This is a genomic window from Rhizobium cauense, from assembly GCF_019511525.1.
GTDB classification, from domain to species: Bacteria; Pseudomonadota; Alphaproteobacteria; order Rhizobiales; family Rhizobiaceae; genus Rhizobium; species Rhizobium cauense.
Genome location: NZ_JAEUAT010000005.1, coordinates 68320 through 95170 on the forward strand (window position 1 = coordinate 68320; position 26851 = coordinate 95170).

Below are 26851 nucleotides of genomic sequence, written 5' to 3' on the forward strand. Positions count from 1 at the left end.
CTCCCGATTCCGAGCGGAACTGTCTCACCTCGCCCCTTCGCGCGCAAGATCGCTCAAGAGACCTGCGGCCACTGTGATTCGGGCAAGGTTCGGGTCGCCGCTATCACTCAACCCAGATAACTCTTCAGCTATCCGATTGATCCTGATGCGATCGCCCGCATGCCAAGCCTGGACCGGAAGCTTGTCTTTGCCGTGGTTGGCGAGTGCCGAGATGACAATATCACGCCTCGCACTGGCGATCTGGTCGATGCTTCGTGCGAGCGCCAGATTTTCATAGTGGTCGGCCGTGATGATGCGCGATCCCGCGGCAAGCAGCCGTCCGATCCGGAATGTCTTTGAGACGGCAAAGTAGCTCTCCGCGGCACGAGCCAACGGTTCGCTTGTGCGTTCGGCGATCTGCATGATCTCGGGCGCCAGCGCGAAGCCGAGCAGCCCGGAGATCTCGGCAGCCAGCTTATCTGGCACGCCAGCCTCACGATACTCCTGCTGACGCGCCTCGAGTTCCGGTACCGTCTGACTGGCGAAAATTGGCCTGAGCTTCTTCAGCGCCGCCTGGAGCCCTTCGATGGTGGTCGCCATATCGCCCTTGGCCATCTGCGTCTTTAGAAGAAGGCGTGTCAGCACCGTGAAAGTGTGGCTGATTTCTTCGTAGATGCGGTTCTGCATCTGGCCGCCAATCTTGCCGTCCAGCGCATCGGTTTCCGCCCAAAGCCGTCCTAGATCGAAACCATCACGCGCAATGATTGCCGCACGCACGACCTCCGGCGCCGACGCTGCGGTTGCGTCCATCATGCTGACAGCGAAGCCAGGGCCACCTCTGTTAATGGCCTCGTTGGCGAGCACGGTCGCAATGATCTCGCGCTTCAGACGATGGGCGTCAATGTCGGACGCGTTGGTCTTGCGCATCTTTGCAGGGAAGTAATTTGAAAGCGTTGCCGCGAAATAAGGGTCGTCAGGCAGTTCGCTGGCTGCCAAGGCATCGAACAGTACGATCTTGGCGTAGGAAAGCAACACGCCGATCTCGGGTCGCGTCAGTGGCTTGCCGGCCACATAGCGCTCAGCAAGGACTGTGTCGTCAGGGAGCGTCTCGACCTTTCGGTTCAATTGCTTGGCACCTTCAAGCACCGTCATGAGCCGGGCAAGTTCCAAGCCGTTAGCCGTTCCCTTGCGCGCCGTCAGTGAAATCGCCAGAGATTGCAAATAGTTGTTTCTGAGCACTAGCTTTGCGACTTCATCCGTCATCGATGCCAGAAGCTGGTTGCGTTTTGCCCGCGTAAGGCGCGCATCGTGCATCGCAGCCGCAAGCGCGATCTTGATGTTCACCTCGACGTCCGACGTGTTGACGCCGGCCGAGTTGTCGATCGCATCCGAGTTGCAGCGTCCGCCTTTCAGGCAGTACGCGATACGGCCCTTCTGCGTGACACCGAGATTTGCGCCTTCGCCGATCACCTTGGCGCGCACATCCTCGGCTGCAACGCGGATGGGATCATTGGCGCGATCGCCGACTTCGGCATCCGTCTCGAACGGCGCCTTGACGTAGGTGCCTATCCCGCCGAACCAAAGTAGATCAACCTGGCTCTTCAGAATGGCTGTCATGATCTCAAACGGCGTTGCCGCCGACTTGTCTATCCCAATCGCGGCCACCGCCTCCGGCGTCAGCGTAACGGACTTTGCCGATCGCGAAATGATCATGGCGCCCTTCGAGAGCACGGTCTTGTCGAAATCCTGCCAGCTCGACCGCGCCAGGTTGAAGAGACGCTGCCGTTCGGCGAGTGTCTTTGCCATATCTGGATCAGGATCGATGAAGATGTCGCGATGGTCGAAGGCGGCGACCAAACGGATTTTGGGCGACAGCAGCATGCCGTTGCCGAATACATCGCCGGACATGTCACCGACACCTGCAACGGTGAACGGCGTGGTCTGGATATCGATGTCCATTTCGCGGAAGTGGCGCTTGACCGTTTCCCAGGCGCCGCGAGCGGTGATGCCCATCTTCTTGTGGTCGTAGCCGGCTGAGCCGCCTGAAGCGAAGGCATCGTCCAGCCAGAAACCTGCCTCCTGAGCGAGCGCATTCGCGGTGTCCGAGAACGTGGCGGTTCCCTTGTCCGCGGCGACGACGAAATAGGGGTCGTCGCCGTCAATCCTGACCGTGTCCTTGGGCGGCACGATATCGGCGCCGCTGATGTTATCGGTGATGGACAGCAGCGTGCGGATATAGGTTTTGTAAGCCTCGCGCCCCGCGTTGAAGATCTCGTCGCGGCTGCCGCCGACTGGAAGTTTCTTTGGATAGAAGCCGCCCTTCGCGCCAACCGGCACGATCACGGCGTTCTTGACCTGTTGCGCTTTCACAAGCCCGAGGACTTCGGTGCGATAATCCTCAGCACGGTCGGACCAACGTAGGCCACCACGCGCCACCTTGCCGAAACGTAGGTGAACGCCTTCCACCTCGACGCCATAGACGAACATCTCGCGGAATGGCCGCGGTTCGGGCAGGCCGTCGACGAGATGCGGGTCGAGTTTGAAGGCCAGCATCGCTTTCGGCGATCCGTCCTGATTGCGCTGGAAATAGTTGGTTCGCAGTGTCGCGTCCACGACGTTGACGTAGCGGCGCAGGATTCGATCATCGTCAAGGCTCGGCACATCAGAGAGAGCCGCCTCGATCCTTTGATGATGCTCGGCGGCCTTCTTGATCCGCACCTTCTCGGAGATTTTCGGATCAAGCGCGTCGTAGAACAGCCGGAAGATCATCGCTGCGATGACCGGATACTTGTCCAACGTCGTAGCGATATAGTCCAGAGAGTACGGAATGCCGGCCTGGCGCAGGTAGCGGGCATAGGCGCGAAGCACGCTGGTTTCGCGTGCAGTCAGTCCCGCCGAAACGATCAGGCGGTTGAAGTTGTCATTATCGATGACGCCGCTGAATGCTGCGAGGAACGCCTCCTCCAACATTGGTCCATGACGGTGGAGATCGATTTGGACGCCTCCCCGCGGCTCAAGGTCCATATCGTGCAACACGACCAGCGTTTCCGTGCCGCCGTGGAGGGTTACGTCGATATCGAACGTTCCCTCACTGATGACGTTGAAGCCGAGGTTTTCCAGCAGCGGCACGCGGCGAGACAAGGCAAGCTGCCCGCCGGCGTGGAAAATCTTCAGGCAGAGCAGCTCAACGCCGTCCTTCTCTCGCGTATAGAACGCGATGCGGATCGGCTCACCGGCTGCGCAAGCGGCGATATCCTCAAGATCGTAGAAGGTTTCCTCAGGCGGGAAGAGATCCTGGAAAGCGTGGCTTACCTGCAAACGAGGAGCCTTGGGACCGGCGAGAGCTTCGAACCGATCATCCCAGCGCGCCGTGATGGCTCGAATTGCCTCCTCGAGTTTTGCCTGGGGCACGCGTGGAGTTTTACCGCCGGAACGGCCAATAATGAAATGGACGCGCGCCACGCCGCCCTCCGGGAAAGCCGGGTAATAGGCAGACACGCGACCGTCATAGACGGTCTTCAGATAGGTTCCGATCTTTTCGCGCACGATCGAGTCGTATTCCTCGCGCGGCACGTAGACGATCACCGAAACGAAGCGATCAAAATGGTCGATGCGCGGCAACGCCCGGACACGCGGCCGATCGGCAAGATCGTTGATCTGCTCCGCGAAGCTCGCCAGGAGCGTGGTGTCGATTTGGAAAAGGTCGTCGCGAGGATAGGATTCGAGTGTGTTATCCAGCATACGCCCTGAGTGACTCATCGGGTCGAAGCCGAAATGTTCCTTCACTCGCTCGATCTTGGAGCGAAGCAACGGAATATCGCTGGCGAGGGATGTATAGGCCGTCGAAGTGAAGAGGCCCACTATGCGAAGTTCGCCGGTCACGTTGCCCTTGGCGTCAAAGCGCTTGACACCAATGTAGTCCATGTAGGCGCGCCGATGCACAATCGACTTCACGTTCGCTTTCGTGACGATCAGGAAATCAGGGCCATCGAGAAATGCGAGGATTTCAGGCGTTGTCGTGACGGCGTCCTTGCCTGTGCGAAGAACAAGCACATCGGGGTTTGAAAGGATACCGAGACCTGCACCCTTGTCACGCTCCACCTTTGCGCTCGCACCTTTGCCCGAGTAGACGTATTCGCGCATCCCGAGGAAGGTGAAATTTGCATCGCGCAGCCATGTCAGGAAGGCGAGTGCTTCATCCCGTTCTGCCTTTCTGCGGCTGGCATTGTAGGCGGAAAGCTCGTCGATGACAGTGCCGAGCTTATCCAGCATAGGCCGCCAGTCTGAAACCGTTACCCGCACCTGTTCAACAACGGTTTTTACGCGCTTGATGAGGTCGGCGGCCTGCGCCGTTGTGAGGGGGGCGAGGTGCAGCTGAATGTGGCTGACGCGATTTGCTGGCTCGCTCGGAATATCGGCTGAGTAAAGTTCGGGCGATTTGCCGGCTTCCATCACGAGGATCGGATGCACGGCCATGTAGAGATCGCGATAGCTGCTGGTGACCTCGCCCATCACCGATTCATAGAGGAATGGCATGTTGTGATCGGTCACGGAAAGAACGGACACAGCAACGCCATCGGGCTCCACGTCAGCTATGGTTTCGATCGTGATTCGCGCCGAATTACTCGCCCAGGCTGCCAATTCTTTCGCGGAATGCACGGAGGAAAGCGCCAGCATTTCAGGTGTATAGCGTTCCAGGTCGTCGCTGCTGGCGCGTCCGAACAAAAATTCGGGATTGAGGTAGGTCTCGCCGGTCGCGGCTGCGATTTTGCTCGCGCTTTCGAGCTGTTTTTCTCGCTTAGGATTGTTTCGGCCAGCCATCGCAGATACTCCCTCATCTCCTCGATTTGGCGCAAGTTAGCAGAAGATCTGACGAAAAAATCTCTAAAAGAGGGCGTCTTGAGGCAGCTTTCATGCGTTTTTATGCACCGGAACGCAAATTTCAGAAAATCTTGGTCTTGCGGTGGTATCGGAGTTTTCTCGGAGCCGATATTTCCACCTCCGCATGAAGGACAGTTGACAGAGAAGTCGCAAAAAGGGGATCAACGTTCATCAAAGCAGGGTCGAGTATGCCATGTCGGAAAATGCGTCAGGAACCGTCATTGTTATCTCCAGCCACGTCGTTCGGGGTTCCGTCGGAAATCGGGCTGCCGTCTTCGCGCTGGAGACGCTTGGCCACCAGGTGTGGGCGCTCCCCACGATCGTGCTGCCCTGGCACCCCGGTCATGGTCGCTCCACGCGCCTAACCTTTTCCGCAACGGATTTTGACGCGGCCATCGATGATCTCATTCGCGCGCCGTGGATCGGCGAGGTGAAGGCCGTCCTCTCCGGCTATTTTGGCAATGCTGAGCAGGCGCGCTCCGTTGCCCGGCTCGTGACGGCTCTGCGGGAGCGACAGCCTGAACTGCTCTATGTCTGCGATCCGGTTATGGGCGATCTCGGCGGCCTCTATGTGCCACAGGCCACCGCCGAGGCGATCAGGGATCATCTGATACCCCTCGCCTCGCTTGCGACACCCAACCGATATGAACTCGCCTGGTTAGTGGGCGCTCAGCTCGAGGACAACACTGCGATCATGGACGCGGCGTTGTCGCTTGGGCCGTCTCGGATGCTGGTGACTTCCGCCGTACCCATGATGGCTGGGGGCACTGGGAATCTGTATCTCTCCGGGCGGCATGCGCTTCTCGCGGAGCATCGACTTATCGACAAGCCACCGAATGGTCTCGGAGACCTTCTGGCGGCCCTGTTTCTATCGCGGCTCCTCTCCGGCATGGCGGATGAAAAGGCGCTCCAGCTCGCAACGGCAAGCGTCTATGAGGTTCTCGCCCGTGCGGTGAAAAGGGGCAGTGACGAGCTGACACTGGCAAGCGATGCTTCGAGCTTGTCGACGCCAATGGCAATGGTGCAGATGCGGCACCTTTTGCATCCGGCACAGAGGCGGAAGGGCTAAGGCTCGCACCGTTGTGCCGCCATTTTGCAGTGCGATATTGATCTTGTCCTGATCACACGGTAATCGAAAACCATGCAAAGTTTTCCAAACTACCTTCTCGACGGTTATCGGAACTTTATGAACGGCCGTTATGCCGACGCCCGCGACCGATATAAGGCGCTTGCGGAGCACGGACAAAGCCCTAGCACGCTGGTGGTTGCCTGTTCGGACTCCCGCGCGGCGCCCGAGCTGATCTTCGATTCGGGCCCGGGTGAGCTTTTTGTTGTCCGGAACGTTGCCAACATGGTCCCGCCGTACGAGCCGGATGGTCATTTCCATGCGACGTCAGCAGCGTTGGAATTCGCGGTTCAGGCCCTGAAGGTTAAAGACATCGTTGTCATGGGCCACGGGCGCTGTGGTGGCATCAGGGCGGCTCTCGATCCAAGCGCCGAGCCCCTTTCACCCGGTGACTTTATTGGCCGCTGGATGTCGCTCGTAAAACCTGCGGCAGAGCAGATCGGCGCCAACGACGTGATGACTCCTGCCGAGCGTCAAACTGCGCTTGAGCGTGTGTCGATCCGCAATTCGATCGAGAACCTCAGGACGTTCCCGAACATCAAAGCTTTGGAAGAGGCCGGCGAGATCGCACTTCACGGTGCGTGGTTCGACATTTCAACCGGCGAGTTGTGGGTGATGGACGCCGAAACCCGCGACTTCATTCGCCCTGACGTCTAAGCCCCAACAAAAAAGCGCCGAACCGCAGTTCGGCGCTCTCTGTTTGTGCTGAATTCTTCTCAGTTTCCGTCGATCTGCTGGCCGATATAGGCGATGGCCTGCTGGTAGACCGTAGCCGCGTTCCAGCCAGCAATCGCTGCGAAGTTGGGCTCGCCGGGCTGATACCCGGCGCCAGCCTGCCAGCCGTGGCCTTTCAGGAAGTTAGCGGTCGAGGCGAGCGCATCAGCGCGCGAACCGACCATGTCGACGCGACCATTGCCATCGCCATCAACACCGAAGCGTACGACGTTGCGCGGGAGGAACTGTGTTTGGCCGATCTCGCCATGAGCCGCTCCACGCGCCTGTGGGCTGAGGTAGCCCTCCGAAACGAGTTGCAGCGCTGCATAGAGCTGGTCGGTAAAATAGTCGGAACGGCGGCAGTCGTAGGCGAGCGTCGAGACCGCCGACAGCGTGTGCTGATTGCCCATATAGCTTCCGAAGCCAGTCTCCATGCCCCAGATCGCGATCAACGGGCCGGCCGGAACGCCGTAGCGGCGTTCGAGCGAGGCAAAAAGGGCAGCATTTGCACGCTTCATGCTCTTGCCACGTGAAATGATCGTGGCGCCACCGCGCTTCTGCATGAAGGCGTCGAAGGAGAGCTTGAAACTCTTTTGGCCGCGGTCCGCAGCAATAGTCGACCGGTTGTAGGAGACATTCGCGAAGGCGCGATCAAGAACCGAGCGACTGACACCGTTGGCGGCTGCCTCCTGCTTGAACTCGCCAAGCCAAGCCTGGAAACCAGCACTATTGTTGCCGCACTGGGCTGCCGTGGCTGCTGCAGGAACTGCGTGGAGAATGCAGGCCGCCGCGGCCGCCAGCAGAAATCTTTTGATGCGCATGGAGATACCCCGATCCCGATCTGACTAGCCTTCAAACCGGGCCCGCAGCCCGCTTTCAGCAATATTGTCACCGTCTTTGATTTGGCAAGCGCGGGAAGCCGAGAACGGCAAACCCGCGCCAAGAAAGCCCTTACCTTAATAAGCCGGGCTTAACAAACCATAGTTAACAATTGGTTCAGGCTGCCTGCTTGCGCGGCTTCACAAGTCCGCGATTGATAAGCAGCTCTGCGATCTGGATCGCATTGAGAGCAGCGCCCTTGCGAAGGTTGTCGGAAACCACCCACATGTTCAGGCCATTTTCGACCGTCGCGTCCTCGCGGATACGAGAAATATAGGTCGCGTCCTCGCCGGCGGATTCGTACGGCGTGATGTAGCCACCATTCTCGCGCTTGTCGATGACGAGGCAGCCGGGAGCTTCGCGCAGGATGTCGCGTGCCTGATCAGCAGTGATTTCGTTCTCGAATTCGATGTTGACCGCTTCAGAGTGACCGATGAAGACAGGAACGCGAACGGCCGTGCAGGTTACCTTGATCTTCGGGTCGAGCATCTTCTTGGTCTCGGCGAGAACCTTCCACTCTTCCTTCGTGTAGCCGTCTTCCATGAAGCTATCGATATGCGGGATGACGTTGAAGGCGATGCGCTTGGTGAACTTCTTGTTCTCGATCGGATCCGCGACGAAGACCGCGCGTGTCTGATTGAACAGCTCGTCCATGCCGTCCTTGCCGGCGCCGGAAACGGACTGATAGGTCGAAACGACCACGCGCTTGATCTTGGCGAAGTCGTGCAGCGGCTTGAGAGCTACGACGAGCTGTGCCGTCGAGCAATTGGGATTGGCGATGATGTTGCGCTTGCTGAACTGGGTAACGGCGTCCGGGTTTACTTCCGGAACGATCAACGGGACGTCGGCGTCGTAGCGCCATGCGGACGAGTTGTCGATGACGACGCAGCCCTGGGCGCCGATCTTTGGCGACCACTTCTTGGAGACCTCGCCGCCGGCCGACATCAGGCAGATGTCCGTGTCCGAGAAATCGTAGTTCTCAAGGTTAGCGACCTTCAGCGTCTTGTCGCCGTAAGAAACCTCGGTACCCTGCGAGCGTGCGGATGCCAGCGCTATGACTTCATCAGCGGGAAAACCGCGTTCGGAGAGAATGTTGAGCATTTCCCGGCCAACATTTCCGGTCGCTCCCGCAACTGCAACTTTAAAACCCATTTCTCAAGCTCTCTTTCTCTTCTCTCCTCTTGTCGGTGAGGGGGGAAGCGCGAAAATATCGCGGCTTCCTTGTCCCCAGCCGAGCCGGGGAGAGAGCGGCAGGCCAGAGACGTCAGACGGTTTTCGTCGTCGTTTTGGCCTTGGTTTTGGAAGAAACCGGAACGGCAATATCCATCCCGGCACACCGTGCCCGGTCATTGCATGCAGCAATGGCGTGTTCGTCGCGAACCATGGATATTCCTTTTCCGCCGTAGCTCTTAAAAGGTTTTCCACAGGAGTCAAGGTTTTTGCTTTCGTGGTTGCGGCCTACGGCCGATCCTTATCCGCTTGTCAGCGTCGATCCCGTGGATAGTCGGCGCGAACGGCGATTGGAATCAGGTTCCGCTGAGGCGATCGTCTGCCACGACCAGCCTCCAGTTTTCGCTTACGCTCCAGATGGTAGGCATAGGCAAACTGAATCGCGATACCGAGAACCACCAACACAGGACCAACGACCTGGTCATGGTTGTTGATATAGAGAACGACCTGACCAACCATTGCCAGAATGGTCCCGGCCACGAAGATGTTCAGCGAGTGGCGGCCCAGCACGGTCAGCGGGTTGTCCGCAGATCGGCGCAGCAGACGGGAGATCGCCGGAATGTTGATGACAAGGTACGTTAGCGCCAGAACGTGGAGCAATCTCGGCAGCGACAGAAACGTCTTGTCAAAGCCTGTCAGCACCGTCGGCAGTCCGAGTGAGGCCAGTGCAATTCCAAAGCTCCACAGTTGGCCGATAACCCACGCAAAAGACAGTGCGACATAAGCGGCGGCGACCGCAAAAAGAACGGGATGCCGCGGCAACTTACCGCCGCGACGTACATGCATCATTCCAACGATGCCGATCGTGAAGAGGAATTGCCAGGACAGCGGATTGAGGAACCAGTAGCCCTCGATCAAGAGATTATGCGGCGCAATCTCATAGATGCCTGCAAACAGCCAGATGGCGCCGGAGACGCTCAGGGCAAGGAGCGGGCTTGCCGCGTTCAGCAGAAGGATAATCGGCACCATCAGCATCAACGCGCCGTACATCGGCAGGATGTTGTTGTAGCCGATCTGGTGCCCGAGCAACAGCAAGGAGGGAATGCCGGCTTTCAGGTTCGTGAGCACGGCAAGGATATTGATCTCACACAGAAGGCCGGGTCGGTGGAAGATTGACGCGCCGGTGATAAACAGGGCGAGCGTCATGAATGTCGTGATCATATGAGCCAGGTAAAGGGTAAATGCCCGCTTCGTGGCCTTCTTCGCGGTCTGCAACCATGCGCCTGGATCAAAGCGCGAACCATACGCCAGACCAACGGCGATACCGGAAATCAGGACGAACGCTTCGGCTGCGTCGGAGAAGCCAAAGTTCTTGGTCGTCAGGTTTTCAAAAATCTGGCCGGGAACATGATTGATAAAGATCGTGATGAGGGCCAGTCCCCGCAGGACATCCAATCTCGTGTCCCGCTTCGGGGTCGCCACCGTCACAGAACTTTGCCGGGCGCTGACGGGTCGTTCTAGCGCTATTGCCATGCGTCTCTCCTGCTTGTCCGATTTGCAAACGCAGTTGCGGCCAGAAGGTTTCCCTTTGGCCGCAACGAATCGCCGGATGATTAGCTAGGAAAGATGCTGCTATCCGACCGGATATCCCTCGTCGGGATCGGTGATCTCACGTCCGTTTATGCTCACACCGTAGCCTCTTGGATGGGACGATTTTGAGACCGAAATGAGGTATTTAGCACCTGAATGCTCGATCTCGACCGAGAAGCCATCCCACGTGCTCGGCAGCGCCGGACGCACATGCAAGTGGCCATTTTTCACCCTGATACCCAGGATGCCCTCGATCACCGCACGATAGAGCCAGCCAGCGGAACCCGTGTACCAGGTCCATCCGCCACGCCCGCTAAGCGCGCCTTCGCCATAGACGTCGGCAGCGATGACGTATGGCTCGACCCGATAGTGTTCTGCCGAGGCGGGATCGCGTGCGTGGCTGATCGGATTAAGCAGTTCGAAGCAGCGCAAGGCATCATCGCCACGGCCAAGCTCGGCGAGTGCCATGACGACCCAGGTTGCGGCATGAGTGTACTGGCCGCCATTTTCGCGAACGCCCGGCGGGTAGGCCTTGATGTAACCCGGATCCTTAGCCGAGTTAGCAAAGGGTGGCGTGAAGAGGCGGATAATCCGCGCTTCCGGATCGACCAGCTTGTCGAGTACCGCATTCATGGCCTTTGCCTGATGAGCCGGATTGCCTTCTCCGGAGAGTACGCTCCAGGACTGTGCGATCGAATCGATCTGGCATTCGAGACTTTCTTTCGAGCCGAGCAGACTGCCGTCGTCGAAGGTGCCTCGCCTATAGTAGCTGCCATCCCAAGCGGCGGTCTCAAGCGCGCTCTTGAGTTCAGTCAGGTGCTTGCTCCAGCGTTCGATGCGGGCTTTGTCACCCCGCTCTTCCGCGTAGGCTGCAAACGACCGCAGAGCGCCCGCCAGGAACCAGCCAAGCCATACGCTGGTGCCCTGCCCGCCAATGCCGACGCGGTTCATCCCGTCGTTCCAGTCACCGCCGAGGAACAGCGGCAGGCCGTTGCTTCCCTTGCGGGCGATGGCAAGATCGAGGGCGAGAGCCGCATGCTCATAGACGCTTGCCTTGTCTTCGGAGACTTCAGGCAAGTAGAAGGAGTCGTGTTGCCCCTCGAGGAGCGCTGGCCCTTCCAGGAAGGCCAGCTGTTCGTCGAGAACACTCTTGTCGCCCGTGACGCTGCAGTAGTGATGGATCGCGTAGGCAAGCCAAACCACGTCGTCCGAAATGAGCGTTCGAACGCCCGCCCCGGTCCCTGGCAACCACCAGTGCTGCACGTCACCCTCGCGGAACTGCCGCGAGGCCGCGTTCAGGATCTGCTTGCGGGCGATCGACGGCTCATGCACGACGAATGCCAAAGTGTCCTGCAACTGGTCGCGGAAACCAAAGGCACCGCTCGCCTGATAGAAGGCCGTGCGGGCCATGATCCGGCAACCCAGGCTCTGATAGGGCAGCCAGGTGTTGACCAGATTGTTCATGCCCTGATCGGGCGTTGAAATCTGCAGCTTTCCAGTAAAGCCCTGCCAGAATGCGCGGTTCGCTTGGACCACGTCCTCGAACGCGACTTTCCCTATATCGCGTATGAGCGCTCTCGCCTCCGCCTTGGTCTGTGTGTCGCCGAGGAAGAAGCAGATATCCCGTTCCTCGTCGGGGGCGATATCGATATCGATCGCTATCACCGCCGCCGGGTCACCATCGAGCTCGGTCGTGCCAGAGAGGCTGGCGGCCGAGATCAGGGCGTTCGGTGTCCGGATCGTTCCCGCCTTGCCAATGAACTCCCGGCGGCTCGTGGTAAAGCTCGATGGCTTCTCGCTGGCGACAAAGAATGCGACGCGACCGGAATAGTCGATGCTGTAGTTGTTGCTCGCGAAGAGTGCGCCGGTCTCTTCATCGTGTTCCGACAGGATGAACGGCGCGGTCTTCTGTGAATTATTCCCCAAGATCCACTCGACGTAGCCGTAGAGGCGAAGCTTCCGCGGCTTGGAGCCGGCATTGCGTAGCCGGATTCTTTGCAGTTTGACCGGTCTCTCGCGATCGACAGTTTGTGTGACCTCAAGCGCGAGCTCGTTCTGGATGCTGGAGAACACGGAGTAACCCAGCCCATGTCGCGCTTCGAAGCGTATATCCTGCCGTTCCGAGAGGCTCGCAAAGGGCGTCAACACCGCGCCGCTATCGCGATCCACGACGTACATCGCTTCGCCAGGTCGGTTAATGACAGCGTCATTCGACCAAGAGGTCAACTGATAGTCGCGTGAGTTCGCACTCCACGTGAAACCAGATCCTTCCGCAGACACATGGAAGCCGAATTTCTCATTCGAGATCACATTGATCCACGGGTGAGGCGTTGCATGGCCTCCGGCAAGGCGCACGACATACTCGCGACCGTCGCCGGCAAAGCCGCCGATGCCATTCCAGAAGTTGAGATCTCCTTCTTCCTCAATCACCACCTTGGATGGCCGTGCGGCAGTTGCCGGAGTGATGCGCTTGACAGGCGTCTTCACCCGGTCGGCGCGCTCGAGCTCCTGTTGCTCTTCCTTGCTCGGTGCAAAGAGCGCAACGGCGCGGTTGATCTGATCGAGGATCTTGCCGTTCTTGGCGTGGAAGGTGACGCGCGACGCCGAGATGAGGGCGTGATAGGTCGATTCTTCCATCAGATCCTTGCGGACCGTGAAGATGTGCTGCCGCAAGCCGTCGGCCTGGCCCATCCGGCGAACGTTTTCGGCCATCTGGTCGACGGCGTGCTGCATGTCCTGCGCATAGGACGACGCACGCTCGTTCATGATAACCAGGTCTGCAGTGACACCACGCGACCGCAGGTATTCCTGCGCCAGCAAGGCTTCCCTGACGATATCGAGATCCATGTCGTCGTTGACGCGCAGCGTGAATATCGGGAAGTCACCCGAGATCGCCAGCGGCCAGAGCGATGATTGCGACTGCATCCCGGCTGCGACAGCGGCCGCATCAGCGCGCAGGTACATGTCCGGATAAACCAGATGGCGACCAAGATGCTGGAAGGCGGCGGCCTGCTGGGACGTTACGCCGACATGGCGCATCTGCACCTGCGTGCGCGTCCAGGCCTGCACCAGTTCGTGATTGAAAGCGTCAGCATGGCGATAGCGATCAACCGCTTGATCCACTTCGTGGCGGCTCGGGGCGGCAATGGTCCAGAAGATGACACTGACCTTCTTGCCAGGCGGTACGCGGACCGTACGACGAAGCGAGAGAACCGGATCGAGGGTGAAGCCGTCAGTGCCGGAAAGGGTCGCACCTGGATCGAACGCGGCAGCATCCGCGAGGCTGCGTCCACGGCCGAGGAACTTGCGGCGATCGGTTTCGAACTCGGTTTGGCGTGACGAGCCGGCGTTGTCGACGATCAGGTGGGCAACGGCCATGTTCGGCTCGTTCGGATCGCGCTTGTTGCGTTCGGCGCGGATGACATCGCCGCGCTTGCCGATCTCGGTCTTAACGAACATCCGGGCGAATGCCGGATGAGCATTGTCGACGTCATCGGTCGCAAGCACCGGCTCGAGATAGGAGGTCACTTCGATAAAGCGATCCTCGGTTCCCGTGTTGACGAGCGTGAGACGCCGGGCCTCGGCATCGTGTTCGGTCGCGACGATGCATTCGACCTCGCTGGTGATGTCGCCGACGATCTTCGTAAATTCAGCCTTCTCGTCTGCGAACAGAACCTTGACCTGCTCGCCTTCGACGCTCTTCGGCTCCGCGGTCGCCGACCACCATTCGTTGGTTGCCGTATCACGCAGGAAGATAAAGGTCCCCCACCGATCTTCCGTGGGATCCGCCTTCCAGCGCGAAACCGACTGGCCATTCCACCGCGAATAGCCGGCGCCGGTTGCCGTCAGCATCATCGAATAGTGACCGTTCGACAGGAAGACGAGCTCGCGGTCGCGCGAGGCTGGATCATAGATTTTGCGCAGCTCAGGGCGCAACAGATCGTCCTGAATGCTGGCCGGGGTGTCGGATTCGTGTTTGCCGCTCATGACCGGAATATCCCGCGGTGCCTTCTCTTGCAGAAGGAGCTCGGCAGCTTCGATCACTGGATCGGAGTGGAAGAGTTCGCGCAGGTGACCATTGAAGGCGACGTTCGCGACCGCGGCGATCGACATGCCATGATGGTGAGCATAGTAGTTGTGTACCACAGCGCAAGTCTTGCCTTCCGGAACGCGCGTCGGCGTGAAGTCAACGGCGTCGTGGTAGCCGAACTTGCCGAGTGCGCCGAGCTTGCGCAGGCGCTGGAGGTTCTCGAGCGCTGCGTCGGGGTTGTACTGGCTGGCAAGGATAGAAGCATAAGGCGCGATAACCGCGTTGTGACCGAGGCCACGCTTCAGGCCGAGCGACGGGACGCCGAAGTTCGTATACTGGTAGTTGAGGTTATGGTCGCGCGCATTGAACGCCGCTTCCGAAATGCCCCACGGGATCCCCAGCTTGCGGGCATGGTTCATCTGCTCGACGACAACCAGGTTGTTGGTCTGGTTAAGGATGCCTCCGCCGCGTTCCTGCATCACGAGCGGCGGCATCAGGTATTCGAACATGGAGCCGGACCAGGAAACAAGCGCACCACGCGAGCCAACCGGAACGACCTGGCGGCCGAGGCGATACCAATGCTCCGTCGGCAGATCGCCCTTGGCTATGCCGAACAGGCTGGTGAGACGGCATTCCGACGCCAGCAGGTCGTAGCAGGCCTGGTCGAGTTCTCCGCTTTCCACACGATACCCGATCGACAGCAAGCGCCGCTCCGGCCGGAACAGGAAGCCAAAGTCCATCGAGAATGCGAGGTCGCGGGCCTTGTCGCGCAGGGCAATCAGGCGAGGGCGCAGCGCGTCGATGTTTGACAGATCGAAGGTGCTATCGGAAATGTGTGCTTCGCAGACCTTGACCAGAGATTCCGCCCAGCGTGTGACTTCGACGCTCAAGGCGGACTTCACCTCGTGATCGAGGTTGGCAGCGAGCTTTTGAATGTCGCGCGCAAGAACGGCGAGGTTGATAATGCGGATCGATGCGAACTCGTGCTCGCGTTTGACCGCCGCCAGCGCGTTCTGGAAGCCGATGATGCGCTCCTCCAGACGGCGGCGCAGCGGGCGGACCGTCTTTCGATCGTCTGGCAGTTCGGACAGCACTTCCGCGAGGATGCCTGCGGTGTCGCCGACACCATCGAGGTTGCCCTGCATGTGAGCGGAAGGCGCTTCCGCCCAGTTGCGGCAGGCCGACGAGATCGCGATGAGGTGGCCAGCGAGGTTACCGCTGTCGACCGCTGAAACATAGCGCGGTCCGAGCGTCTCCAGAGTGTCCGTGTGGTACCAGTTGAAGAGGTGACCGCGGAATTTCTCCATCTTTTCGATGGTCGCGATCGTCTGTTCGAGCCGATCGATGGTCTCCTCGAAAGAGAACCATCCGAAGTGCCGGCCGGATACGACGGAGAGCAGATAGACGCCGATATTGGTCGGGGACGTGCGTGTCGCCACGATCACATGTGGCGTCTCCTGGACGTTGTCCGGGGGCAGATAGTTTTGCTCGGCCGTCGTGAACGTTTCGAAGTAGCGCCATGTGCGGCGGGCAATCTTGCGCAGTTCGCTGGAAACGGAATCGGCAACCTCGAGTCGGTCTTCCGTCTCGGCCGACTGACTGACGTAATAGGCGACCATCGGCGAGAGGATCCAGAGGAACGCGAAGGGAACGCCGACAAGGTAAGCGTTGTCACCGGAAAGCGCTGCAAAGGCGAGGGCGAGCAGCGCGAGCACTGGCGCGTGCCACATCGCCTTGTAATAAGAGAGGACGGTTCCCTGCTTGCCGGCCTGGACGCTTGCTGCCGTTCGCCACTGCAGCATCAGCTTGTGGCTGAAAAACAGACGATAGAGCGAGCGACCAATGGCGTCGGCCATCATGCACGCGGAATCGGCGATGAAGATAATACGGAGAGCGACCTGCGCGTTGGCGGCGCGAATATCAGACCAGACCGTATAGAGATGGGCGCGGGCGACGATATCGCTGGTGCGTGGGATGATGCCGTTGATGAGGGAAAGCGTCGGAGCAACGAACAGGCAGAAAATCAGGAGGATCTGCCAGACAAGTGCGCCAAGCGGGGACATGAAATACCAGCCAAGTACCGATGCGAAGAACCAGGCAATCGGGGTCAGTGATCGACGCAGGTTGTCGAACATCTTCCAGCGCCCGAGCCCGGTTACACCGTGCTTGGGGTTGAACATGTACGGCAGCAACTGCCAGTCGCCGCGCGCCCAACGATGCTGGCGCGAGGTCTCGACCTCGTAGCGGGTCGGGAAATCTTCGACGAGTTCCAGGTCGGTGACGAGCGCGCAGCGCGCCATCGAACCCTCGAGCAGGTCGTGGCTGAGTACCGAGTTCTCATCGATACGCCCTTTGAGCGACGCCTCAAAGGCGTCGACGTGGTACAGGCCCTTGCCGGTGAAGGTGCCTTCACCAGCCAGGTCCTGATAGACGTCGGAGACGGTAAAAACGTAGGGGTCGAGGCCGCGATTGATCGAGAAGACGCGCTGGAAGACCGATGCATCCTCGCCCGTTGTCAATGAGGGGGTAACACGCGGTTGCAGCACGCCATAGCCGCTCTCGACGCGACCGCTGACCGGATTGACCACCGGACGGTTGATGGGATGGTAGAGCTTTCCAGCAAGTTTGGTGACCGTGTCTCGCATCAAGCGCGTGTCGGCATCGAGCGTCATCACGTACTGAACATTTGCCGGAACGATATTTGCGCCCGGAAGATAGGTCGTGTCGCGGTCGCCACGAAGCAGCAGGTTCAATTCGTGCAGCTTTCCGCGCTTGCGTTCCCAACCCATCCAGGCGCCTTCCGACGGATTATAGAGGCGACGGCGATGCAGGAGGTAGAAGCGTGTCTTGCCATCGAAGGCATAGCGGGCCGAGAGGTTTGCGACCTCGCGGCGAGCATAGTCCAGCACTTCAAGGTCAGCGGACGTTTCCTCAACCTGGCTGTCCGGCCAGTCGCTGAGCAGCGCGAAGTAGATTTCGCCGCGCGGGTTGGCGAGGTAGTGAACTTCCAGATTGCGGACGAGTTCATCGACGCTGTCACGATTGGAGATAAGGCACGGCACGACCAGGAGCGTACGAGCTTCTTCGGGTATGCCTTCCTTGAACTCGTAGCCGATCAGTCGCGCCGGCGTCACGAAGAAGGACAGGACAGTATTGAAGAGACCGGTCGCTCCCTCGGAGGCCGGAAGAGAGAACATGATCAGGAGGATCGCGATCTCAAGCGGCCCCATGCCCGCATTTGCCATGAACTTGCCGACGATCGCCATGGCGATGACGGTTAGAAGGATCACCGGGACGGCGATCGACATCCAGTTGAACCGACGAACGGTCCTGACAAAGTGCTGCGTCAACGTCGGGCGATAGTTAGACCGCGCTTCGAGCTTGGGCCTCTGGGCACCCGTCAGAAAGCCGCCAACGTTCGGTTCATGCGGTTCCACTTCACCTGAGGCTTTTGCGTCCTCGGTCATGTCGAGTGCCAGCTGGGCGATCTCCATTTCCGACAGTGGCGAGCGCTTCGCGAGCTTTTCGATCTGTTTGCGGTATTTGTTGCGGGAACCGGAATCGAGATCGCCGTAGTCGGACTGATCCCATAGCAACTTGTCGACATGGCTGACCTGTTCGACCCAGACAGACCACTCCGTGTCGTCGATTTCGCGCAGGCTGCGAATGATGTTGCCCATCGTGACGTTGCCGGAGGACAGGCGGCTGTGCTCCGCCATCGTCGTCTCTTCGGTGTCGCGACCGAGGGCTTCGAGACGTTCGTCGAGCCACGCGATCGCAACGCTGGACGCCTGCGAACCGTCGCGCATGCGGTAGAGGAACTGTGTCGCGAAGGTATTGTCTTCCGCCAGCGCCTCAAGTGACTTCAGATATTCGGCTGCCTTGGCCGGGTCCGTCAGCCGCACAAGCTCGTCTGCGGCCTCGTTGGCGCGGCGGCGCATGCGGCGGCTGCGCTCGACACGGCTGGAAATACGGCGGAGGTTTTCGACGAGGACATAGCGCACGAGTGACGGCAGCGCCCAGAGTTCGCCGATCCTCAACGTTTCGCTCTGCTGGAAGCCATCGACGAGCGCCGTCAGGCTTTCCTGCGAAATTGTGCTGTGTGTATGGGCGACATAGAGCCACGCGAGCGCCAGCGTGCGGGGAACCTGAACACCGCTCACTTCGATCGTGGGCAATTCCCGGTAGAAGCGACGTGGGAAGTCGCGACGCACTTCCTGAATTGCTTCCTCGACGATGTAATGGTTATCGAGCAGCCATTCGGCCGCCGGCGTGATCGTCTCGCCCGACTCCACGTCCGTTGCAGTAGTGCGGTAGACCCGCAAGATCTCCTTCTCGTTTTCCTTGTGCCGCGCGAAGAAGTCGAAGGGCGCAAAGGCCGGCAGGGATTCCACGCCGCGGGTGGCGACGGAAGCGCCCATCGCCTTTATGTCTTCGATTGAAAGATAGGTCGAGCGGATCGAACCGTTGTGATCGATCTGCTTTGTTTCGGACTCGCGGGACGGGCTCGGAGACGTGGCGGAAATGTTCATGGGTTCGGTTCTGGATCCAAACAAAGTTATGATGATTTTGCGTAGCCTTTTGCACTGCCAAATATGACTGCCGCATGAACAGCGCCAGGTTTCGTGACACCGGGCGGCGAGATCAAAAATGGCAATCAATCGACGATGTGAAACGGTTTAAACGCGGCCTGTGGGGGCTATGCGCGAACAAGGCTCCGTTGCGCCCTCCACCTGCGGAACCCATTCGGGAAAGTTGGACACCATTGCGATAATTCAAGTCAAGAAGTTTCAAAGGGTAGGATTCGGCAGCGTGCGAATATCGCAGCTCTCGAAAAGAAACCGGCGCTTGAGCAAGCGCCGGTTTGCGGATTCCAGTCTTCTCTTATGTCACGCGCGTCGGAAAAGACGCATCACCAGAGAGATTACGAACAGGATCAGGAACAGGAAGAAAAGGACCTGAGCAATAGATGCTGAGGCACCTGCAATACCACCAAAGCCCAGAACGCCAGCGATCAGCGCGACAACGAGAAACACAAGTGCATAGTAGAGCATGGCACTCTCCTTTGTTTTTGCTGACCAAATAACGACGTATCGCTTTATTGGTTCCATTGGCCTCTCAAGGCACGGCCATACCAACAGAAAAGGCGCGCCAAGACTGACGCGCCTTTGTGTAGTCGAAAAGTGGAATTTCCGCCTAAACTACGTGGAAGAGATAAAGCAGAATAATCAGCGGGATCGGAATCCCGATCAACCAGAGCAAAATGCCTTTCATCGCCATCCTCCTTCGCAATGAATGTGTCAGGGGAATGGGCGGATCACCAGATGGTTCCCGCTGATGCACTCTGCGTGCGCGACAGTTCGTGTGGTTTATCCTACGACGCCGAAGACGAGCGCTGTGACGAAAACAAATGCAGCAGTGACGAGCGCCGTGTGAACGGCCAGCTGGATCTTGCTGCGCGCCGTGGCCGGTCTCTTGGTCTGAACGGAACCGTACTGGTTCACATGAGCATGCGAGATACCCAAGTCTGCCATGGTTGCCTCCGCTTCTCCGCGCTTCTTAATTGAGCGTATTTTCTTATATTCTCTATCTGATAGGTAGAGATAAAATTCCGTTGTTCCAGTGGGCGTTAAAAAAACGTCCTTGCAACAACTAAACGAGAATTCGCCATGCCCAAAGCAACGAGCGGTCGCCGGTCGTATCGCGGCGAGGCTTGACGGTGGCAGGCGTCTCGAGGAAGCGCCGGGCCTTTTCCGCAGGGATGGATGTCTGGGCTGCAGCTTCTCTCTCGGTCTTGGCCGGTGGATGCAGATATCCCATGGTCATGCCGCCGAGAAAGAACATGCCTGATCTCCATGATCACGAAAATTAACGGGCGTTAACCGGATCATGACAGAAGTAAGGCAGCTGTCAATAGTCTAGTTGAATGGTCGTGTTTTAGTTGATCGTTAACGCTGAGGCCCGATGAGCCTCAGCGAAATCAATTTCGTTTGAAGGGATCGTTGTTCACGCTTTGACGAAGCCCTTGCTCGCGATCATCAAATTGCGCGTGTAGTCCTCGGTCACCGCCGCCTGCGCAAGCTGGGCAGAGGTCAGTCGTTCGACGACGGTCCCGTTTCTCATTACGGCCAAGCGGTCGCACATGTGGGTGACGACTCCCAGATCGTGGCTGACCATGACGAAGGTCAGCTTGCGATCTCGCCGCACCTGTTCAAGCAGGTTCAGAACCTCCGCTTGCACCGAAGCGTCAAGCGCTGAGGTCGGCTCGTCAAGCAGCAAAATAGACGGCTCGACGATCAGCGCGCGCGCAATCGCGACGCGTTGACGTTGACCACCAGAAAGCTGGTGCGGGTAGCGGAAGCGGAAGCCGTTTCCAAGCCCAACTTCGTCGAGGGCGCGCGCAATCCGCCTGTCACTGTCGCTGATGCCCTGGATTGCCAGCGGTTCGAGCAGCAGACGGTCAATGGTTTGACGGGGGTGCAGGGATCCGTAGGGATCCTGGAAGACCATCTGTACGGCGCGGTAAAAGCCTTTGTCGCGACGATGATGGTGGAGCGCTTTGCCATCGACGCGGATTTCGCCATCGCTGATCGGCGCGAGCCCGGCGATCGCCCGCAGCATCGTGGACTTGCCCGAACCGGATTCGCCGACGAGGCCGAAGGATTCGCCCGTCGCCACGTCGATGCTCACACCGTCGAGCGCGATAAAATCGTCGAAGGCGACCGTCAGGTTTTCGATAGAGATGACCGCGGTCATAGTGCCCACTCCGCCTTGCGTTCGAGAACCGGCAGCGGATGCCGGTCGGAGCCGATCGACGGCATGCAGTTGAGCAGACCGCGCGTGTAGGGATGCTTGGCGTTGGCAAGCTCGGACGCGGCGATTTCCTCGACGATCCTCCCCGCGTACATGACGATAACCCGGTCGCAGAAGGACGACACGAGGCGCAGGTCGTGGGAGACGAAGATCAGCCCCATGCCCCTTTCCGCAACCAGCTTGTCGAGAATGCCGAGCACCTCGAGCTGGACAGTTACGTCGAGTGCCGAGGTCGGTTCGTCGGCGATCAGGAGCTCCGGCCCTGCGATCAGCATCATGGCGATCATGGCCCTCTGCCCCATGCCGCCTGAGACTTCATGCGGATAGAGATCGAAGACACGGGCGGGATCGCGGATCTGCACGGCTTCCAGCATCGCAAGACTGCGATCGCGTGCCTCAGCCTTGCCGACCTTCTCGTGCGTGCGCAGCGTTTCGACGATCTGGCTGCCGATGCTCATCACCGGATTGAGCGAGTATTTCGGATCCTGAAGGATCATCGCAATCCGGTTGCCGCGCAGGTCACGGCGCAGCTTGGGCGGAGCGTTCAAGAGATCGATGCCGTCGAAATCGAGCCTCTTCGCGGAGATCTCGGCGTGGGCCGACGTCAGCCCCATGATCGCCCGGCCGGTCTGGGATTTTCCCGAACCGCTTTCGCCGACGATGCCCAGCCGTTCGCGGCCGAGGGTGAAAGAGACGCCGCGCACCGCCTCGACGACGCCGTTGCGCGTCGGGAAACGGACCTTGAGGTCGTCGACCGTCAGCAGGGTGCTCATTGGCCGCTCTCCCGAGGATCGAGGGCATCGCGCAGGCCGTCACCGAGGAGGTTGAAACCAAGGCTGACGACGAGGATGGCAATACCGGGCATGGTGGCAACCCACCACTGATCGAGGATGAAGAGGCGGCCGGCGGCGATCATCGCGCCCCATTCCGGCAGCGGCGGCTGCGCGCCGAGGCCGATGAAGCCAAGGCCGGCGGCCGTCAGGATGATACCGGCCATATCCAGCGTCACCCGCACGATCAGCGACGACAGGCACATCGGCGTGACATGCCGGAAGACGATGCGGAAGGGCGAGGCGCCCATCAGCTTGACCGCGGAGATGTAATCCGAATTGCGCACGGCGAGCGTTTCGGCGCGGGCGATGCGGGCATAGGGCGGCCAGGAGGTGATGGCGATGGCGATGATGGCGTTTTCGATCCCCGGCCCGAGCGCCGCGACGAAAGCGAGCGCCAGCACGAGCTTCGGGAAGGCGAGGAAGATGTCGGTAACGCGCATCAGCACCGCGTCGGTCCAGCCGCCGGCGTAGCCGGACACGGTGCCGACGAGAAGGCCGACCGGGGCGGCGATGACCGCGACCAGAACGACGACGGCGAGCGTCAGCCGCGAGCCGTAAATCAGGCGGGACAGGATATCCCTGCCCTGGTCATCCGTGCCGAGCAGGTAGCCTGGGCTGCCGGGCGGCAAGAGCCGCGCGCCGCCGAGATTGCCCACTACCGGCGAATGCGGCGCCAGCACATCGGCGAAGATCGCCATCAGCACCAGAAGCACGATGATGCCCAGGCCGAGCACGGCCAGGTGGTTGGCCGTGAACCGCTGCCAGGTCATGTAGGCGCGGCCGAGGCGCGCCTGCGTCCGTGACTGGGGGCGGTCCGACAGCAGCCATTGCCGGCGCGTCATGGGCGTGGAAGTTTGGCTGGTCTGGCTCATCGCGCGCGCGTCCGTGGATCGAGCATCCGGTACAGAAGATCGGACAGCAGATTGATGGCGATGAACACCGAACCGATGACGATGGTGCCGCCGAGGACGGCGTTCATATCGGCGTTCAGCAGAGAATTGGTGATGTATTGCCCGATCCCCGGCCAGGAGAAGACGGTCTCGGTCAGCACCGAGCCTTCCAGCAGTGTGGCGTAGGAGAGCGCGATCACGGTCACAAGCGGCACCGCGGCGTTGCGCAGTGCGTGGCCCCAGATGATGCGGGTCTCGGAAAGCCCCTTGGCGCGCGCGGCGACGATATATTCCTGGCTCAGCTCGTTCAGCATGAAGCTGCGCGTCATGCGGCTGATATAGGCGAGCGAGAAATAGCCGAGCAGGCTAGCCGGCAGGATGATGTGGCCGAAGATGTCGCGGAAGGCGCCCCAGTCGCCCTGGATCACGGCGTCGAGCAGGAAGAGGCCGGTGATCGGCGTGAAGGTATACTCATAAGCGACGCCGATGCGACCGGGTCCCTCCACCCAGCCGAGCCGGGCGTAGAAAACCAGAAGGCCCAGAAGGCCGAGCCAGAAGACCGGCATCGAATAGCCGATCAGACCGATGACGCGCACGGCTTGGTCGACGAGGCTGCCGCGCTTGACGGCGGCGAGCACGCCGAGCGGAATGCCGAAGGCCAGCCCGATCAGAGTACCGACCGTCGCCAGTTCCAGCGTTGCCGGAAAGACGCGACGGATGTCCTCCATGACCGGATAGGTCGACAGCACCGAGGTGCCGAAATCACCCGACAGGACCTTCTTGGTATAGAGGAAGAACTGCTGCCAGATCGGCAGGTCGAAGCCGTATTGCTTGCGCGCCGCCTCGACGACGCTGGCCGGCGCGCGATCGCCGACAATCGCCAGAACCGGATCGATGGGCATGACGCGCCCGATGAAAAACGTCACCGCGATCAGTCCGAGGAACGTGATCGCGGCGATGAACAGGAAGCGCAGAACCATCCAGGTGCGAGAAGAAGCGCCGCGGCGCTTCTTCCTTGGTTCGGCGGTCGTAGGAACGATCGACAATGGACGAGCCTTACTTGCTGATCGGCGCGATGAAGTTGGTGTCGAAGGTCGGACCCAGCTTGAAGCCCTGGACGTTCTTGCGCAGGCCGGCGACTTCCGTCTGCTGCCACAGGAACACGAACGGACCCTGCTCGCGGACATTCTTCTGGACTTCCGCGTACATCTGGGCGCGCTTGTCGGCGTCACGCTCGAGAAGCGCGGCCTTCGAAGCTTCCTGGATAGCCGCCGGAACGTCCCAGGCATTGCGCCAGGCGAGCGGCTTGCTGGTTGCGTTGTCGGAGTTGTCCGGGTTGGTCGCGAATGTCTCGGAATTCGAGTTCGGATCCCAGTAGTCGACGCCCCACTGCAGGATCGCCATGTCGTGCTGGCGGGCGCGATAGCGGGTCAGAAGCTGCTTGAAGTCTTCCGAAACGATTTCCACCTTGATGTTGGCTTGCGCCAGGGTCTGCTGGAGCGCTTCGGCGACACCGAGCGTCGGCTGCGTGCTGGTGACGTCCAGCGTGATATTGAAGCCGTCGGCCAGGCCGGCCTTGGCCAGCAGTTCCTTCGCCTTGGCGACGTCGAACTTGTAAGGCTTTTCGTCGACGGCGCCAAGCATGCCCTTCGGCAGGAAGTTCTGGTGGATGACGCCGATGCCGTTCAGAAGCGTGCTGCCGAGCGCGTCGTAGTCGATCAGGTACTTGAGCGCTTCGCGGACTTCCGGCTTCGCCAGGTTCTCGTTCTTCATGTTCTGGCTGAAGTAGTAGACCGTGCTCTTCGGCGTGCTGGTCACGGCGAGGTCGGCGTTCTGGCCGACGGCGTCGAGGTCGCCCGGCTGCAGGTTGCGCGCGACGTCGATGTCACCCTTTTCCAGCATCAGGCGCTGCGTCGAGCTTTCCTTGACGTGGCGGTAGACGACGCGGGCGAGGTTGCCCTTGGCGCCGTAATAGTTGTCGTTGCGCTCGATAACGACGGCTTCGTTGGCCTTCCACTCGCGGGTTTTGTATGGGCCGGAACCGGCATAGTTGGTCTTCAGCCAGCCGTTGCCGAAATCGTTGTCGAACTTGTAGTCGTCACTCGGCGTGACGGCGGCGACATGTTCCTTGACGAGCTTGCTGTCAACCACGGCCGCGACGGTGGCGGTCAGGCAGTTCAGCACGAAGCTCGGCGCGTAGCCCTTGTCGACGACAAAGACGAAGGTGCCGGCGTCCGCCGCCTTGGCCTTTTCGGCGACGTTGTCGCCGGTCAGACCGAACTGCTGCAGAATGAAGGCCGGGCTCTTGTTGAGCTTGACGGCGCGCTCGAAGGACCATGCGACGTCCTCGGCGGTGATCGGGTTGCCCGAGGCGAATTTCAGGTCGGGCTTCAGCTTGAAGGTATAGGTCAGGCCGTCGTCGGAGACGGTCCAGCTGTCGGCGATACCGCCGATGACCTTGGTGGTGTCGTTGGCGTCGAGGCGAACCAGCATGTCGTAGGTGTTGCCGGTGATTTCGCCGGTCGAAAGCTCGAAAGCTTCACCCGGATCGAGCGAGATGATGTCGTCGATGTGCCAGGCCTGCACCAGCGTGTCCTTCGGCGTTTCCGCGAAGGCGGCCGGTGCGGCGGCCATCATGATCGACAGAGCGGCGCCTGCCGAAAGCAGGCGGAAAGTGCGGTTAAATTTGCTGATTATCATGGCTTTGTTCCCTTGTTTTGCCATTTCAATAGGTAACAGCTTAGGCGGCCTCTTCTCCCCACGCCGAAGCCAAAATTCTCAGCCAGTTCCCTCTGGCCAATTTTTCGAGATCTCCTGCACCATAGCCAGCGCGCTGAAGCGCGGCAATTAGGTTCTGGTTGCCAGCGGCATCCCCTATTTCGTCGGGTATGGTTGCGCCGTCAAAGTCCGAGCCGAGCGCCACACAGTCAATGCCGACACGCTCGACCAGATAGTCGATATGGCGCAGCATGTCGCGCAGCGGGGTATCGCCGTCGGAGCGGCCATCGCTGCGCAGCATCGCCGTCGCATAGTTCACGCCGACAAGGCCACGGCTCTCCCTGATCGCGTCGAGCTGCTTGTCGGTAAGGTTGCGCGCGACCGGCGTCAGCGCATGAGCGTTGGAGTGGCTTGCTACGAGCGGCTGCTCGGTTGTCTTTGCGATATCCCAGAAGCCCTTTTCGGTGATATGGGCAAGGTCAATCAGAATACCGAGCCTGTTGCATTCGCGCACGAGGGCAAACCCGGCGTCGGTCAGGCCCGGAGCGGTGTCCGGTGACATCGGGAAAGCGAAGGGCACGCCGTGGCCGAAGATATTGTGGCGGCTCCAAACCGGCCCCAGAGATCGCAGGCCGGCCGCGTAGAATACCTCAAGCGCAGCCAGATCCTGACCGATCGCTTCACACCCTTCCATATGCATCACCGCTGCGAAAACACCGTCTGCCATCGCTTGGCGAATGTCTTTCAGCGTGCGGCAAAGCCGCCAGGCGCCCGCCTTGTCCAGGCGAAGGGCAATAGCGGCCATTTCCGTTGCGATTCTGAGCGAGGGCAACGGTTCCAGCGGGGCAGCGAGCGGGGTGACGTAGTGGCCGTTCTTGTCGGGATCCGCGAAAACGAGATCACCGGAGGGCACGTAGATAGCACAAAGACCACCGACGAGTCCGCCGGCCTTGGCACGCGGAGCATCGATGTGGCCTAGTTCTGTTCCGTTTGAAAATTCGGCGACCGGATCGCCTCCATCCCGTTCATGTGTCCAAAGCCGGAGAAGAACGTCGTTATGGCCGTCGAATACGAATTGCATCTGCGTTCCTGTGTGCCCGAGCGGGCGAAATGAAGAGCGCAGAATAGAAAAGCTGGCGGAATACGCTACCCCTTTTTTCAGAAATTTTGAGGTTCAGCATCGATGATTGGCGGAAACAGAAAACGGCTGCCGGAGCTCACGTTCCGG

General features: G+C 59.8%; 16 protein-coding genes and 1 pseudogene. 2 read left to right on the forward strand and 15 right to left on the reverse strand.

The features are described 5' to 3' along the window. Positions 1-24: 24 nt before the first annotated feature. Positions 25-4800: an NAD-glutamate dehydrogenase gene (locus JNB88_RS11010; RefSeq protein ID WP_220355506.1), complete on the reverse strand. Its 4776-nt coding sequence runs from the start codon at positions 4798-4800 to the stop codon at positions 25-27. A 253-nt stretch (positions 4801-5053) separates the two neighbouring features. Here JNB88_RS11010 and pdxY point away from each other — a divergent pair, with 253 nt between their 5' ends. Next, entirely contained in the window at positions 5054-5929 is an 876-nt protein-coding gene (gene pdxY / locus JNB88_RS11015; protein WP_220355507.1) for a pyridoxal kinase PdxY, read from the forward strand. 72 nt (positions 5930-6001) lie between these two features. Next, positions 6002-6643, forward strand: coding sequence for a carbonic anhydrase (locus JNB88_RS11020; protein ID WP_220355508.1), 642 nt, complete (start codon positions 6002-6004; stop codon positions 6641-6643). A 59-nt stretch (positions 6644-6702) separates the two neighbouring features. Here JNB88_RS11020 and JNB88_RS11025 read toward each other — a convergent pair whose 3' ends face one another. From JNB88_RS11025 to JNB88_RS11085, 14 genes and pseudogenes are all read right to left on the reverse strand, one after another. Then, positions 6703-7521 carry a lytic murein transglycosylase gene (locus JNB88_RS11025; RefSeq protein ID WP_220355509.1) on the reverse strand — a complete coding sequence of 273 codons (819 nt, stop codon included), beginning with the start codon at positions 7519-7521 and terminating at the stop codon, positions 6703-6705. A 175-nt stretch (positions 7522-7696) separates the two neighbouring features. Further along, the gene (locus tag JNB88_RS11030; protein WP_220355510.1) at positions 7697-8731 is read right to left on the reverse strand and encodes an aspartate-semialdehyde dehydrogenase; all 1035 of its coding nucleotides are present in this window, start codon (positions 8729-8731) and stop codon (positions 7697-7699) included. Between the two features lie 112 nt (positions 8732-8843). Further along, positions 8844-9026 (reverse strand): annotated as a pseudogene (locus JNB88_RS34585) (hypothetical protein); the annotation flags it as partial. A 35-nt stretch (positions 9027-9061) separates the two neighbouring features. Beyond that, a complete protein-coding gene (locus JNB88_RS11035; RefSeq protein ID WP_220355511.1) occupies positions 9062-10282 on the reverse strand; it encodes an OpgC family protein in 1221 nt (406 codons plus the stop codon). A 99-nt stretch (positions 10283-10381) separates the two neighbouring features. Next, positions 10382-18901, reverse strand: a complete 8520-nt coding sequence (locus JNB88_RS11040) for a glycoside hydrolase family 94 protein (protein ID WP_220355512.1) — start codon at positions 18899-18901, stop codon at positions 10382-10384. 357 nt (positions 18902-19258) lie between these two features. Further along, positions 19259-19423 (reverse strand): DUF1328 domain-containing protein, encoded by a 165-nt coding sequence (locus tag JNB88_RS11045; protein WP_220355513.1) that lies wholly within the window; start codon positions 19421-19423, stop codon positions 19259-19261. Positions 19424-19738: 315 nt separating this feature from the next. Next, positions 19739-19903, reverse strand: a complete 165-nt coding sequence (locus tag JNB88_RS11050) for a hypothetical protein (RefSeq protein ID WP_220355514.1) — start codon at positions 19901-19903, stop codon at positions 19739-19741. A 118-nt stretch (positions 19904-20021) separates the two neighbouring features. Continuing rightward, on the reverse strand, positions 20022-20213 hold the full coding sequence (locus tag JNB88_RS11055) for a hypothetical protein (protein WP_037131661.1): 192 nt from the start codon (positions 20211-20213) through the stop codon (positions 20022-20024). A 162-nt stretch (positions 20214-20375) separates the two neighbouring features. After that, entirely contained in the window at positions 20376-21125 is a 750-nt protein-coding gene (locus JNB88_RS11060; protein WP_220355515.1) for an ABC transporter ATP-binding protein, read from the reverse strand. Then, positions 21122-21955 (reverse strand): ABC transporter ATP-binding protein, encoded by an 834-nt coding sequence (locus JNB88_RS11065; RefSeq protein WP_220355516.1) that lies wholly within the window; start codon positions 21953-21955, stop codon positions 21122-21124. The genes JNB88_RS11060 and JNB88_RS11065 overlap by 4 nt, the downstream gene beginning before the upstream one ends. Continuing rightward, on the reverse strand, positions 21952-22887 hold the full coding sequence (locus tag JNB88_RS11070) for an ABC transporter permease (protein ID WP_037131667.1): 936 nt from the start codon (positions 22885-22887) through the stop codon (positions 21952-21954). The genes JNB88_RS11065 and JNB88_RS11070 overlap by 4 nt, the downstream gene beginning before the upstream one ends. Beyond that, positions 22884-23951, reverse strand: coding sequence for an ABC transporter permease (locus JNB88_RS11075; RefSeq protein ID WP_220355517.1), 1068 nt, complete (start codon positions 23949-23951; stop codon positions 22884-22886). Before JNB88_RS11075 ends, JNB88_RS11070 begins: the two co-directional genes overlap by 4 nt. A gap of 10 nt (positions 23952-23961) precedes the next feature. Next, positions 23962-25605 (reverse strand): ABC transporter substrate-binding protein, encoded by a 1644-nt coding sequence (locus tag JNB88_RS11080; protein WP_220355518.1) that lies wholly within the window; start codon positions 25603-25605, stop codon positions 23962-23964. A gap of 40 nt (positions 25606-25645) precedes the next feature. Further along, positions 25646-26704 (reverse strand): dipeptidase, encoded by a 1059-nt coding sequence (locus JNB88_RS11085; RefSeq protein ID WP_220355519.1) that lies wholly within the window; start codon positions 26702-26704, stop codon positions 25646-25648. Positions 26705-26851 lie beyond the last annotated feature (147 nt).

Excerpts from the sequence above, each read along its gene's own strand:
- pdxY (WP_220355507.1), top strand. The coding sequence starts at position 5,054 with ATGTCGGAAAATGCGTCAGGAACCGTCATTGTTATCTCCAGCCACGTC.
- JNB88_RS11055 (WP_037131661.1), bottom strand. The coding sequence starts at position 20,213 with ATGTTCTTTCTCGGCGGCATGACCATGGGATATCTGCATCCACCGGCC.
- JNB88_RS11060 (WP_220355515.1), bottom strand. The coding sequence starts at position 21,125 with ATGACCGCGGTCATCTCTATCGAAAACCTGACGGTCGCCTTCGACGAT.
- JNB88_RS11040 (WP_220355512.1), bottom strand. The coding sequence starts at position 18,901 with ATGAACATTTCCGCCACGTCTCCGAGCCCGTCCCGCGAGTCCGAAACA.
- JNB88_RS11080 (WP_220355518.1), bottom strand. The coding sequence starts at position 25,605 with ATGATAATCAGCAAATTTAACCGCACTTTCCGCCTGCTTTCGGCAGGC.
- JNB88_RS11085 (WP_220355519.1), bottom strand. The coding sequence starts at position 26,704 with ATGCAATTCGTATTCGACGGCCATAACGACGTTCTTCTCCGGCTTTGG.
- JNB88_RS11025 (WP_220355509.1), bottom strand. The coding sequence starts at position 7,521 with ATGCGCATCAAAAGATTTCTGCTGGCGGCCGCGGCGGCCTGCATTCTC.
- JNB88_RS11070 (WP_037131667.1), bottom strand. The coding sequence starts at position 22,887 with ATGAGCCAGACCAGCCAAACTTCCACGCCCATGACGCGCCGGCAATGG.
- JNB88_RS11065 (WP_220355516.1), bottom strand. The coding sequence starts at position 21,955 with ATGAGCACCCTGCTGACGGTCGACGACCTCAAGGTCCGTTTCCCGACG.
- JNB88_RS11050 (WP_220355514.1), bottom strand. The coding sequence starts at position 19,903 with ATGGCAGACTTGGGTATCTCGCATGCTCATGTGAACCAGTACGGTTCC.
- JNB88_RS11010 (WP_220355506.1), bottom strand. The coding sequence starts at position 4,800 with ATGGCTGGCCGAAACAATCCTAAGCGAGAAAAACAGCTCGAAAGCGCG.
- JNB88_RS11045 (WP_220355513.1), bottom strand. The coding sequence starts at position 19,423 with ATGCTCTACTATGCACTTGTGTTTCTCGTTGTCGCGCTGATCGCTGGC.
- JNB88_RS11030 (WP_220355510.1), bottom strand. The coding sequence starts at position 8,731 with ATGGGTTTTAAAGTTGCAGTTGCGGGAGCGACCGGAAATGTTGGCCGG.
- JNB88_RS11020 (WP_220355508.1), top strand. The coding sequence starts at position 6,002 with ATGCAAAGTTTTCCAAACTACCTTCTCGACGGTTATCGGAACTTTATG.
- JNB88_RS11035 (WP_220355511.1), bottom strand. The coding sequence starts at position 10,282 with ATGGCAATAGCGCTAGAACGACCCGTCAGCGCCCGGCAAAGTTCTGTG.